Genomic DNA, 11575 nt, shown 5'->3' on the forward strand with positions numbered 1-11575 from the left:
CGCCATGGCGTAGGGAGAGACATGCTGACGATCGACGGTATTCCGCTTCACCCTCTACTGGTGCACGCGGTGGTCGTGCTGCTGCCCCTCGCGGCGCTCAGCTCGATCGCGATCTCGCTGGTCCCGGCCTGGCGGCGCAAGTACGCGTGGCCGGTCCTGGGCGTCACGCTGGCCGGTGTCGCGGCCGTTCCGCTGGCCAAGCAGGCCGGTGAGGACTTCCAGGCCGCGCTGGCCCGCAACGGCGTGCAGAACCCCGCCATCCAGACCCACGCGGACCTCGGCACCATGCTGCTGCCCATCGCGCTCGGCTTCGGCGTCGCGGTGATCGCGCTGCTGGTCGCGGGACGGCTCGCGGACCGCGAACGCCAGGCGGAGGCACCCACCACGAAGACGTGGCGGGTGATCTCAGTCGTGGTGTCCGTGCTGGTCGTGCTGCTCGCGGTCGGGACGACGGTGCAGACCGTGCGCGCCGGTCACAGCGGGTCGGAGGCCGTCTGGAGCGGTGTCGGGAGCTGAAGCGGGGCAGTCGCCGACTGCTTCAACGTCCGCGTGACCGTGCAGAACTGCTCCACGGCGCGCCGGACGACGACTTCGAGCGCTTCCGCGTCCTCCACGGCGGACAGGTCGTACGAGAGCGTCACCGGGATGGAGACCACCTCGTTGCCGCTCTCGGACTGCACCGCGTCCGCGACCGCTGTCAGCCGATCGCCGCCTGTTCGCCGGAGGATCAGCGTCTCCGACGTGACCATCGCGCAGCCGGCGGCGGCCGCGACCAGCAGTTCGACCGGGCTGAACGAGCCGTCCTGGTCCTTGCGCCCGATCCGCACCGACGCGCCTCTGTCGTTCGTCGCGACGAACTCGTGCTCGCCGACGCGCTCCAGGTTGATCATGTCCGCTCCCCCACCTCGTACCGGCCGCCCTGCACGACCAGCTCACTGCGCCCGCCGAACGCCGACCGGGCCTCCTCCAGCACGGCGTCGCGGGACGTCCACGGCGGCACGTGCGTGATCAGCAGCCGTCCCACGCCGGCCCTCCGCGCGAGCTCTCCCGCCTCGCGCCCGGACAGGTGCAGGTCCGGCTGGCGGCCGGGGGCGTGCGTCCAGCTCGCCTCGCTCAGCAGCACGTCGACGCCGTCGGCCAGCGAGTCCAGCGCCTCGCACGGCCCGCTGTCGCCGGTGTAGGCGAGCGTCACCCCGCCGCACGAGATCCGGAACCCGTAGGCCTCGCAAGGATGTGCGACCACGGCGGAGTCCACGGTGAACGGTCCGATCTCGACCTTGGAACCCAGGCCGTGGAACGAGAACACGTCGGTGAAGTCCAGCGACGACCGCTCGGCCTCGTTCGGCGCGTAGGCCGCGACGAACCGCGAGGGAGCCTCGGCGGGCGCGTAGACGGGCAACGGCCCGGGAGGCGGTTCCGGGTGGTACTTCCGCGCCACGTAGAGGGAGGACACGTCGACGCAGTGGTCGGGGTGCAGGTGCGAGAGCACCAGGGCGTCCATCGAGAACAGCGGCCGTTCCTCCTGGAACCGCGACAGCACGCCGTTGCCGAACTCCAGCACCAGCGTGAACCCGTCGGCCTCCAGCAGGTATCCCGACGCGGCCGCGCCAGGTCCTGGGATGCTGCCGGAGCAGCCGAGCACGGTCAGCAGCACGTCAGCCCCACTGTTCGAAGGTCGGCAGGAACCGGGCGGCGAGCTTCGCGAACCGCTCCGGCGGACCGGTGCACGTCACGCGGTGCACGGCGGGTTCGGACGCGAACTCGTCGCGTTCGGTCAGCAGCCGCACGACGTCCTTGACCGTCTCCTCGGCGCTCGACACCAGCGTCACGTGCTCGCCCATGACGATCTGGATCACGCCCGTCAGCAGCGGGTAGTGCGTGCAGCCCAGCACGACGGTGTCGACGTCGGCGCGTTGCAACGGCTCCAGGTAGGCCTGCGCCAGCCCGAGCACCTGCCGGCCGGAGGTGATGCCGCGCTCCACGAAGTCGACGAACCGCGGGCACGGCGCCGCCGTCACCGTCACGTCGCGCGCCGCCTGGAACGAGTCCTGGTAGGCGTGGGAGTTGATCGTGCCGACCGTGGCGATCACGCCGACGCGGCCGGAGCGGGTCGTCATCACCGCGCGCCGCACCGCCGGGAGGATCACCTCGACGACCGGCACGTCGTAGCGCTCGCGGGCGTCGCGGAAGCAGGCGGCGGACGCGGTGTTGCACGCGATCACCAGCATCTTCGCGCCCTCGTCCACGAGCCGGTCGCAGACCTCCAGCGCGTGCTTGCGCGCCTGTGCGATCGGTAGCGGCCCATAGGGACCGTGCGCGGTGTCGCCGATGTAGTGGATCGACTCGCCCGGCAACTGGTCCATGATCGCGCGGGCGACCGTCAGGCCGCCGACGCCCGAGTCCATGATCCCGATCGTCACGCCGTGAATGTAGCCGGTGTTGTAGTGCGGCGGTTGTCCCGAGACACACCCCACGCAGCCAGAACGCCGCCGATTGCGCCGAACAGGTGGCCTTCCCACGACACACCCGGCTGGCCGGGCAGCACGCCCCACAGCGCGGCGCCGTACAGCGCGAACACGCCGACCGCGATCACCAGTTGCAGCCACGAGCGCGCGAAGATCCCGCGCACCAGCAGGAACGCGAGGAACCCGAACACCAGCCCGGACGCGCCGATGTGGCTGCCGGGACTGCCGAACACCCAGACCCCCAGCGCGCTGCTGAGCCAGATGATGGCGGTGATCTGGAAGAACTGCTTCAACCCGCCCGAGGTCGCGAGGAACCCGAGCAGCAGCAGCGGAACGGCGTTGCCGGTGAGGTGGCTCCAGTCGCCGTGGATCAACGGCATCCAGAGCAGGTTGTCCCACTCGCTGAAGTCGCGCGGCCGCACGCCGTCGTCCTCCAGCGAACCACCGGTGGCCACGTCGAAGGCCTCGACGACGTAGAGGAAGCCGACGAACCCGGCCACGACGAGCAACGACAGCACGGGGTGCGGCGGGATGACCCGTTTCGCGAGCGCGGTGCGGTCCACAGGTCCAGCGTACGTGGGATTTAAGGTGGTTGGGTGGCTATCGAAGTAGCGGTGCGCGCGTCGGCCCAGCTCGGCGAAGGTCCGACGTGGGACCACGGCAGTTCCACCTTGCTGTGGGTGGACATCCTCGCCTCCGAGGTGCACCGGTACGCACCGGCGCGCGACGACGACGCGGTGCTGACCGTGCCGCAGCACGTCGGCGCCGCCAAGCCACGCGCGCAGGGCGGCATCGTCTGCAACCTGCGGGACGGCATCGCGCTGATCGACCGCGACGGCACCAAGTCGTGGCTCGTCTACTGGGCGCGTGAGGGCGTGCGCGGCAACGACGCGGGCATCGACCCGTCGGGCCGGCTGTGGGCGGGCACGATGCGCTACGACCAGGCAGCCGACGAGGGCTGGCTCGCCAGGGTCACCGGCGAGGGCGCCGCGAAGGTCATGGTGGACAAGGTGAACACGAGCAACGGCGTCGGCTGGAGCCCGGACGCGAAGCTCATGTACTTCATCGACACGCCGACCCGCCGCATCGACGTCCTCGACTTCGACAACGCCGCCGGCACCGTCGCGCACCGCCGTCCGTTTGCGCACGTCGGCAACACCGAGGGCTGGCCGGACGGGCTGACCGTGGACGCCGAAGGGTGCGTGTGGGTCGCGTTGTGGGGTGGGCACGCGGTGCGGCGGTACACGCCGGCCGGTGAGCTGGACCGGGAGATCGAGCTGCCGGTCGACAACCCGACCGCGTGCTGCTTCGGCGGAGCCGACTTCACCGACCTCTACGTGACCTCGGCGCGGTCGGGCCTGTCCGACCAGGCGCTGTTCGACCGGCAGCTCAACGGGTCCGTGCTGGTGCTGCCCGGGGTGGGGCAGGGCGTGCCGGGCACCGCCTTCAACGGCTGATCTCCCCCGACACCCAGCGCCAGCCGGTCTGCCGCTCACGGCCGGGCAGGCTGATGCGGTCGGTCGCCCAGAGCAGGCCGGTCCAGGGATCCACGTCCAGGTCGTCGTGCGGGAACATCGTGGCGAGCACGCGAGCGCAGACGTCACGGGGCGGGTCGAGGCTCAGTCCGAGCCCGCGGGCAATGTCCTCGCCGTGCACCAGTGCCTCGACGCAGCCCATGCCGGCGAAGTGGGCGGGACCCGCCATGCCGGTGGGGTGGTAGGCGCGCGCGGACGGCGCCGTCGTCCGCACCACCGAGGAGAGGATCCTGCCGCCGGTCACCGCGAACTCCAGCACCTCGGCCGGGCTCGCGTCCTCGTCCACGGCGGCGAGGAACCGCACGTAGCGGGTCGCGGGCTGGGCGACGAGCTGCGCCGCGTAGGACAGCAGGCAGTCGCCGATGTGTTCTGCGGTGGTGCGGCAGTTCCAGTCGCCCGTGCCGGGCGGGCTCGCCCAGTCGCGGGCGGTCGCGGGGCCGAGTGTGTCGGCCAGGCAGGAGATTGCGGCGTCGAGGTCGTCAGCGGTCACAGGCACCGCCGCAGGGTAGTGGCAACGCTCACGCAGGGGTCCCCCGAGCTGGGAACCCCTGCGTCACAGGATCAGCCGACTGGTGTACCCGGCCGCAACGAGCCTTTGGAACGCATCGCCCACGTTGTCGGGCATGTCCTGCTCGATGGCGAATCCTCGTCGGGCGTACTCGGTGATGCGCTGGGTGTCGCCGACCAACATGTTGATCACGCGGTCGACATCGCCGATGCCGGCGATGTACTCGTCGAGCGGCAGAGATTGGGACGAGCACACGACGTTGATCTCAGGCCATACCTTGCGGCAGGTCACATAGGCTCGTCGCTGCTGATAAGGCCGGGAGATCAGCATGACCGACTCGGGTCGGACTCCCGCCTCGGCGAGGATCTGGCGGCTGTTGCTGAGGTTCTGGCTGGTGTTGGTGGCCTGCGTCTCGATGCTGATCACCTCGGCGGGTACGCCAAGGCTGATGGCGTGTTCGCGGTAGTGCAAGTCTCGGGGAAGCACCGTGGCCGCCATGTCGAGGCACCTTAAGGCTGACGAGGGCCGGTGCCGTGCACACCCATCCGGTATGCCGCTCACGCAGGGGTCCCCCGAGCTGGGAACCCCTGCGTCACAACGTACTCAGCCAGTCCAACAAGATCGTCGGGCTCACGCCCAGAGGTGACCGTCCAGCTTCGCCGCGGCCTCGTCCAGCGTCCCGGCGTACGCGCCGGTCGACAGGTACTTCCACCCCGCGTCCGCCACCACGAACACGATGTCCGCGGACTTCCCCGCCACCTCGGCCTTCTGCGCCACGGCCAGCGCCGCGTGCAGGATCGCGCCCGTCGAGATGCCCGCGAAGATGCCCTCGGTCTCCAGCAGCTGCCGGGTGCGGCGCAACGCGTCGTACGAGCCGACCGAGTAGCGCCCGGTCAGCACCGACTCGTCGTACAGCTCCGGCACGAAGCCCTCGTCGAGGTTGCGCAGGCCGTAGACCAGCTCGCCGTACCGCGGTTCGGCGGCGATGATCTGCACGTCCGGCTTGGCCTCGCGCAGGTACCGGCCGACGCCCACCAGCGTGCCCGTCGTGCCCAGGCCGGCCACGAAGTGCGTGATCGAAGGCAGATCGGCGAGGATCTCCGGGCCCGTGCCGCGGAAGTGCGCCTCGGCGTTCGCCGGGTTCCCGTACTGGTAGAGCATGATCCAGTCCGGGTTCTGCTTGGCGAGCTCCTTGGCGGTGGCGACGGCCTGGTTCGACCCGCCGGCGGCAGGCGAGAACACGATCCGCGCGCCGTACGCCTGCAGCAGCTGCTTGCGTTCGGTCGAGGTGTTCTCGGGCATCACGCAGACCAGGCCGTAGCCCTTGAGCTTCGCGGCCATGGCCAGCGAGATGCCCGTGTTGCCGGACGTCGGCTCCAGGATCGTCGCACCGGGACGCAGCACGCCGTCCCGCTCCGCCGCCTCGATCATGGCCAGCGCGGGCCGGTCCTTGATCGAGCCGGTCGGGTTGCGGTCCTCGAGCTTCGCCCAGATGCGCACGTTCTCGGACGGCGCCAGGCGGGGCAGGCCCACCAGCGGGGTGCCGCCGAGCGCGTCCAGGAGCGAGTCGTAGCGGGTCATGAAGAAGATCAGCCGCCCGCGACGGCCGGGAGGATGGTGACGTTGTCGCCGTCCTTCACCTCGGCCGCGAGGCCACCGGAGAAGCGCACGTCCTCGTCGTTGACGTAGACGTTGACGAAGCGGTGCAGCGAGCCCTCCTTGACCAGGCGGGCCTTGAGGCCGCCGTGGTTGTTCTCCAGGTCGTCGATGACCTCGGCGAGCGTCGTACCGGCGGCGGACACCGACTTCTCGCCCCCGGTGTGGGTGCGCAGGATCGTCGGGATCGACACGGTGACTGCCATGGTGGTTCTACCTCCGGGAAACGGGTGCAACTCAGGATTCGATGATCTTGACCGGTTCCTCGGTCACGACACCGTCGACGATGCGGTACGACCGCAGCTCGTGCTCGATCGGGTCACGCGTGGAGATCAGCACGTAGTGCGCCTGGGGCTCGCCTGCGAACGAGATGTCGGTGCGAGACGGGTACGCCTCCGTCGCGGTGTGCGAGTGGTAGATGACCACCGCTTCCTCGTCGTTGGCCTGCATCTCGCGGTACACCTTGAACTGCTCCGCGGCGTCGAACCGGTAGAACGTGGGCGACCGCTCCGCGTTCTCCATCTCGATGAGGCGCTCCGGGCGGTCGGAGCCCTCCGGCCCCGCGATCTGCCCGCACGCCTCGTCGGGATGGTCGCGGCGCGCGTGGGCCACCATCGCGTCCACCAGGTCACGGCGAATCACCAGCACGCTCTCATCCTACGGGCTGGCGAGAGTTGTCTCGGAATGCGAGATACCTGCGTCACACGGCCTGTTCTCGCAGGTCAGCGACGTCGGCTGAGCACCACCACGGCGTACAGCGCGAGCAGTGCGACACCACGCCGCCGTTGCGCCTGGTCGAGGTCGCGCCACGCGGCCAGCTCGGCCCAGGCGGCGAGCGGCGTGACGGCGACGCCGAGTTTCATCAGCACCTTGCCCACGCCCGGCGGCACGAGGAACGCCAGGGCGAACAACCCGGCGGGCGCGACCACCGCCAGCTCCCTGCCGGGGATCTCGCGGGCCGCGCCGGGCGGCGCGAGCTCGGTGACGACAGCTGCTGCTTGATCGATGACATCGGCCATGCGAGCCGGTTACCCAAGCTCAGAGGTCGCGGAACGCCGTCACACCGTTGAGCGACGTCGCCTCGCGCGCACCGGACACCACGGCCTCCGCGAACATCTCGGCGGCGGCCGTGCACAGCGCGTCCAACGCGAACGCGCGCGGTTCCGCCAGCGGCACGGCCCCCGTGGCCAGCGCGAACACCGTGTCGCCGTCGAACATCGAGTGCGCGGGACGCACGGCGCGGGCCAGGCCGTCCTGCGCGGCCATCGCAATCCGCTGGCACTCCGCCTTGGACAGGTCCGCGTCCACCGCGACGACCCCGATCGTGGTGTTGAGACCCTCGGGCTTGCGTTCGGGCAACGCCACCGAGGACGTCCCCAACGAGGGCAGCCACGGCAGACCCGAGGCGCGGTCGACGACCTCGCCGGCCGCGTTCACCACGGCCAACGCGCCGATCCGGTGGGCACCGACCGTGGACGAGGCGACGCCGACGCCGCCCTTCAACGACCCGACCCGCGCACCGGCACCCGCGCCGACGCAGCCCAGGTCGAAGCTCTCGCCGGCGGCTTCGCAGGCCGAGTAGCCGAACGAGGCGTCCGGCCGGTTGCCCCACTCGGACATCGGCAGGTCGAAGATCACCGCGCCGGGCACGATCGGCACGACGTGGTGCGGCTCGGCGCCCACGCGGAAGCCGATCGAGCGTTCCGAGAGCCAGCGCATGACGCCGTCCGCGGCCGCGAGACCGTAGGCGGAACCGCCGGACAGGCACACCGCGTGCACCTGCTGGACCAGGTTCGCCGGGTCCAGCAGGTCGGTCTCGCGGGTGCCGGGCGCGCCGCCGCGTCCGTCCACGGCGCCGACGGCCCCGGCGGGCACCAGCACGACGGTCGTGCCCGTGGCCCAGCCCGCCTCGACGCGGTGGTGATGGCCGACGAGGACGCCGGGAATCACGGCAGCATCGCCTCGACCAGGGTGTCCTGCACCCAGGTCAGCCAGTGGTAGACGCCGAGGTGCGGCGACCTCGGGTCCTCCGGCGGCAGCTCGTCCGGCATGTCCTCGGTGACGTCGAGAGCCGTCCCGAGAGCCAGACGGACGTCGTTGAGCGACGCCATCCAGGCCTCGGCCTGCGCGATGGTCAGCCGCAGCTCACCGCCATCGGGCGAGCAGGTCTGCAGCACGGTCTCGGCCGCCGCCGTCTTGTGGTCCAGAAGCTCCGGTTCGTGCAACGAGCGCAGCGCCGCGGCCGAGTTGACCTCGTCCGGGTCGGGCGCGTCGTCGTCGAGGCGGTGGAAGTCGGGCAGCAGCCTGCCCAGGATCGGGTCGTCGGGTGCTTCCGACGGGCCGGTCCTGATGCCGGTCAGCTCCGCGAGCTCGTCCTGGGGCGCCTCCTCGGCGCGGGCCAGCAGCATGTCCTGGATCTGGCTGACCAGACCGCGCACGACCGCGGCCTCCTGCCGATCCAGCCGGCCGACGACCACGTCGCCGTCGCGGGTCCACCTCTTCACGAGGCCCGCTGCATGGTCGCCCAGAGCCCTGCCGCGTGGAGTTTCGCCACGTCGGCCTCCACCTTGTCCTTGGTCCCCGATGTCACGATCGCCTTGCCCTTGTGGTGCACGTCGAGCATCAGCTTGGTCGCATGGTCCCTGCTGAAGCCGAACAGCTTCTGGAACACGTACGTCACGTAGGACATCAGGTTTACCGGGTCGTTCCAGACCACGGTCTGCCAGGGTCGGTCCTCGGCGGCGACTTCCTCGCCGACGGCCTCCGGCTGCGTCCGTTCCTGTTCGACGGGCGTGGTCATACCGCCAATGGTGTCATGTTCGCCGCAGTGACGGAGACCGCGTGCGGGTAAACCGGATGCGACCTTAGGGTTGGTGACCATGAACTCGACGGCCTTGCTGACCGACCACTACGAGCTCACGATGCTCGCGGCCGCGCTCCGTGACGGGACCGGTGACCGTCCGTGCGTGTTCGAGGTCTTCGCACGGAGGCTCCCGGACGGGCGCCGCTACGGCGTGGTCGCCGGCGTGAACAGGCTGCTCGACGCGATCGCGGACTTCCGGTTCGGCGACGAGGAGATCGAGCAGCTCCGCCGCAACTCGGTGGTCGACGATTCCACTTTGGAATGGCTCGCGAACTACCGGTTCTCCGGCGAGGTCGACGGCTACCCCGACGGCGAGCTGTACTTCCCCGGATCACCGGTGCTGACGGTCCGCGCGTCGTTCGCCGAGGGTGTCGTGCTGGAGACGCTCGCGCTCTCGATCCTCAACCACGACAGCGCCATCGCGTCCGCCGCCGCCCGCATGGTGACCGCCGCCAACGGCCGTCACATGATCGAGATGGGCTCGCGCCGCACGCACGAGGAAGCCGCCGTGGCCAGCGCCCGTGCCGCCTACCTGGCGGGCTTCCACGCCACCTCGAACCTCGAAGCGGGCCGCCGCCACGGCATCCCGACGGCCGGCACGTGCGCGCACGCGTTCACGTTGCTGCACGACAGCGAGGAAGAGGCGTTCCGCAGCCAGGTCGAGGCGCTGGGCGTCGGCACGACGCTGCTGGTCGACACCTACGACATCACCGAGGGCATCAAGACGGCCGTCGCGGTCGCCGGCCCGGAGCTCGGCGCGATCCGGATCGACTCGGGCGACCTGGGCGTGATGGCCAGGCAGGCCCGCGACCTGCTCGACTCGCTGGGCGCGAAGAACACCCGGATCGTCGTGTCGAGCGACCTCGACGAGTACGCCATCGCCGCCCTGCGCGCCGAGCCCGTGGACGCGTACGGCGTCGGCACGTCCGTCGTGACCGGTTCCGGCGCGCCGACCGCGGGCATGGTCTACAAGCTGGTCGAGGTCGACGGCAGGCACGTTGAGAAGCGCAGCACGTCGAAGCAGTCGCGCGGCGGCTGGAAGAAGGCGTTGCGCCGCCACAAGGACACGGGCACGGCCATCGAGGAGGTCGTGTTCCAGGCCCCGTCCGAGCCCGAGCTCGGCCCGCACGACAGGCTGGTGCAGATCCCGCTGGTGCGCGCCGGCGAGCTCACCGACGACGTGCCCACGCTGGAGCAGAGCCGCGAACGCCTGCGCGCGGCGCTGGTGAGCGTGCCGTGGGAGGGCCTCAAGCTCTCGCGCGGCGAGCCCGCGATCCCGACGATCTACCTGGAGAACTGACATGACCAAGGCACTGATCGTCGTCGACGTGCAGAACGACTTCTGCGAGGGCGGCTCGCTCGCGGTGGCGGGCGGCGCGGCCGTCGCGGCGGCCATCTCGCAGCACATCGCCACCTCGGCGTACGACCACGTCGTCGCGACCAGGGACTACCACGTCGACCCCGGCCCGCACTTCTCGCTGACGCCGGACTTCATCGACTCGTGGCCGGTGCACTGCGTCGCGGGGTCGCCGGGGTCGTCGTTCCACCCTGAGCTCGACGTGTCCGGCATCGAGCAGGTCTTCTCGAAGGGCCGGTTCGCCGCCGCCTACTCGGGTTTCGAGGCCGAGAACGACCTCGCGGGCTGGCTGACGGACAAGGGCGTGACCGACGTCGACGTGGTCGGCATCGCGACCGACCACTGCGTGCGCGCCACCGCTCTCGACGCGCACCGCAACGGCTTCCGCACGACGGTGCTCGTCGACCTGACGGCGGCCGTCGCGCAGACGACCCGCGACGCGGCAGTCGAAGAGCTGCTCGCCGCGGGCGTCCGCGTGTCCTAAGGCGTTGGTGAACAGGCCACCGTGCCCACGGTGACGCTTCCCGTGTAGCCGGACGACGGTTCGAAGGTGATCTTCAGCAGCGTCAGCGCGATGCTGCCGTCGTTCGGCACCGGGAACACCGAGTCGTTGAACTTGGCCCTGGCGAGCACGGTTCCGCTGCCCGACTTGATGTCGTGCACGTAGCCGGGCGTGAGGTCCTGCGGCAGACCGGCCCACCCGGACATCTTCTCGAGCGACCAGCCGGCGGTCGTCTTCTTCTCGTCGGCGTCGCAGGTGACCGTCCACTTGCCGATCTTCAGGCGCGGCCCGCCCGCCCCGACCAGCGCGGACAGCTCGAAGCCCTCGCCCGTGGCGACCGAGCTGGTCTTCGTCGTGAGCTCGGCCGGGTTCACCACCTCGGTCGTGCAGGTGGAGCCGGTCGCACCGATCTTGAGCCCGGTCCTGCTCACGGCGGGGCTGGAGCCCTTGACGGTGCTGGCCTGGTCCGGGTTCACGTCGCACACCGCGAGCGGCTCCACCCGGTAGGCCTGCTCCGCCTTCGCGAAGTCCGCGGCCCCCGACGACGCGGTGCCGGGCGGGTTGGCCGCGAAGGCGGGTCCCGCGGTCGCGAACGTCAACGCGACCACAGCGCCTGCGATCGAACTCTTGCGCACTTTTCGCATTGCCTCGATTCCCACCGCCCGATAATGGTTGTGTCGCGAGGCGCT

Annotated in this window: 18 protein-coding genes; 4 read left to right on the forward strand and 14 right to left on the reverse strand. The window is 70.5% G+C overall.

Features of this window, described 5'->3' with window-relative positions:
- Positions 1-60: 60 nt before the first annotated feature.
- The gene (locus ACFWN2_RS19845) at positions 61-516 is read left to right on the forward strand and encodes a DUF2231 domain-containing protein (RefSeq protein ID WP_382429182.1); all 456 of its coding nucleotides are present in this window, start codon (positions 61-63) and stop codon (positions 514-516) included.
- Here ACFWN2_RS19845 and ACFWN2_RS19850 read toward each other — a convergent pair.
- The 4 genes from ACFWN2_RS19850 to ACFWN2_RS19865 are packed head-to-tail and all read right to left on the reverse strand — an operon-like array spanning position 474 to position 3028.
- Complete coding sequence (locus ACFWN2_RS19850; RefSeq protein WP_382429184.1) at positions 474-890, reverse strand: OsmC family protein; 417 nt, start codon at positions 888-890, stop codon at positions 474-476. The two genes, ACFWN2_RS19845 and ACFWN2_RS19850, sit on opposite strands and share 43 nt — an antisense overlap.
- Positions 887-1654 (reverse strand): MBL fold metallo-hydrolase, encoded by a 768-nt coding sequence (locus ACFWN2_RS19855; protein ID WP_382429186.1) that lies wholly within the window; start codon positions 1652-1654, stop codon positions 887-889. The genes ACFWN2_RS19850 and ACFWN2_RS19855 overlap by 4 nt, the downstream gene beginning before the upstream one ends.
- A 1-nt stretch (position 1655) precedes the next feature.
- The gene (gene murI, locus ACFWN2_RS19860) at positions 1656-2405 is read right to left on the reverse strand and encodes a glutamate racemase (RefSeq protein WP_382429658.1); all 750 of its coding nucleotides are present in this window, start codon (positions 2403-2405) and stop codon (positions 1656-1658) included.
- An 11-nt stretch (positions 2406-2416) separates the two neighbouring features.
- Complete coding sequence (locus ACFWN2_RS19865; protein WP_382429188.1) at positions 2417-3028, reverse strand: rhomboid family intramembrane serine protease; 612 nt, start codon at positions 3026-3028, stop codon at positions 2417-2419.
- Between the two features lie 33 nt (positions 3029-3061).
- Between ACFWN2_RS19865 and ACFWN2_RS19870 the strand changes: the two genes are divergently transcribed.
- Positions 3062-3922, forward strand: coding sequence for an SMP-30/gluconolactonase/LRE family protein (locus ACFWN2_RS19870; RefSeq protein ID WP_382429190.1), 861 nt, complete (start codon positions 3062-3064; stop codon positions 3920-3922).
- Here the strand turns inward: ACFWN2_RS19870 and ACFWN2_RS19875 are convergent.
- From ACFWN2_RS19875 to clpS, 9 genes are all read right to left on the reverse strand, one after another.
- The gene (locus tag ACFWN2_RS19875) at positions 3912-4496 is read right to left on the reverse strand and encodes a maleylpyruvate isomerase family mycothiol-dependent enzyme (protein ID WP_382429192.1); all 585 of its coding nucleotides are present in this window, start codon (positions 4494-4496) and stop codon (positions 3912-3914) included. The two genes, ACFWN2_RS19870 and ACFWN2_RS19875, sit on opposite strands and share 11 nt — an antisense overlap.
- A gap of 57 nt (positions 4497-4553) precedes the next feature.
- Entirely contained in the window at positions 4554-5006 is a 453-nt protein-coding gene (locus ACFWN2_RS19880) for a YdcF family protein (RefSeq protein WP_382429194.1), read from the reverse strand.
- 132 nt (positions 5007-5138) lie between these two features.
- Complete coding sequence (locus tag ACFWN2_RS19885; protein WP_382429196.1) at positions 5139-6089, reverse strand: PLP-dependent cysteine synthase family protein; 951 nt, start codon at positions 6087-6089, stop codon at positions 5139-5141.
- 8 nt (positions 6090-6097) lie between these two features.
- Positions 6098-6370 carry a MoaD/ThiS family protein gene (locus ACFWN2_RS19890; protein WP_382429198.1) on the reverse strand — a complete coding sequence of 91 codons (273 nt, stop codon included), beginning with the start codon at positions 6368-6370 and terminating at the stop codon, positions 6098-6100.
- A gap of 31 nt (positions 6371-6401) precedes the next feature.
- A complete protein-coding gene (locus tag ACFWN2_RS19895; RefSeq protein ID WP_382429200.1) occupies positions 6402-6812 on the reverse strand; it encodes a Mov34/MPN/PAD-1 family protein in 411 nt (136 codons plus the stop codon).
- A gap of 74 nt (positions 6813-6886) precedes the next feature.
- Entirely contained in the window at positions 6887-7183 is a 297-nt protein-coding gene (locus ACFWN2_RS19900; RefSeq protein ID WP_382429202.1) for a hypothetical protein, read from the reverse strand.
- A 19-nt stretch (positions 7184-7202) separates the two neighbouring features.
- Positions 7203-8114 carry a P1 family peptidase gene (locus ACFWN2_RS19905; protein WP_382429204.1) on the reverse strand — a complete coding sequence of 304 codons (912 nt, stop codon included), beginning with the start codon at positions 8112-8114 and terminating at the stop codon, positions 7203-7205.
- Positions 8111-8668, reverse strand: coding sequence for a DUF2017 domain-containing protein (locus tag ACFWN2_RS19910; RefSeq protein ID WP_382429206.1), 558 nt, complete (start codon positions 8666-8668; stop codon positions 8111-8113). Before ACFWN2_RS19910 ends, ACFWN2_RS19905 begins: the two co-directional genes overlap by 4 nt.
- Entirely contained in the window at positions 8665-8964 is a 300-nt protein-coding gene (clpS, locus tag ACFWN2_RS19915; RefSeq protein ID WP_030479230.1) for an ATP-dependent Clp protease adapter ClpS, read from the reverse strand. The genes ACFWN2_RS19910 and clpS overlap by 4 nt, the downstream gene beginning before the upstream one ends.
- 79 nt (positions 8965-9043) lie before the next feature.
- Here clpS and ACFWN2_RS19920 point away from each other — a divergent pair, with 79 nt between their 5' ends.
- Positions 9044-10327 carry a nicotinate phosphoribosyltransferase gene (locus tag ACFWN2_RS19920; RefSeq protein WP_382429208.1) on the forward strand — a complete coding sequence of 428 codons (1284 nt, stop codon included), beginning with the start codon at positions 9044-9046 and terminating at the stop codon, positions 10325-10327.
- 1 nt (position 10328) lies between these two features.
- Positions 10329-10868 (forward strand): isochorismatase family protein, encoded by a 540-nt coding sequence (locus tag ACFWN2_RS19925; protein ID WP_382429210.1) that lies wholly within the window; start codon positions 10329-10331, stop codon positions 10866-10868.
- Here the strand turns inward: ACFWN2_RS19925 and ACFWN2_RS19930 are convergent.
- Positions 10865-11545, reverse strand: coding sequence for a hypothetical protein (locus ACFWN2_RS19930; RefSeq protein WP_382429212.1), 681 nt, complete (start codon positions 11543-11545; stop codon positions 10865-10867). The two genes, ACFWN2_RS19925 and ACFWN2_RS19930, sit on opposite strands and share 4 nt — an antisense overlap.
- Positions 11546-11575: the final 30 nt, after the last annotated feature.

The organism is Lentzea sp. NPDC058436, assembly GCF_042721515.1.
Taxonomy (GTDB): Bacteria; Actinomycetota; Actinomycetes; order Mycobacteriales; family Pseudonocardiaceae; genus Lentzea.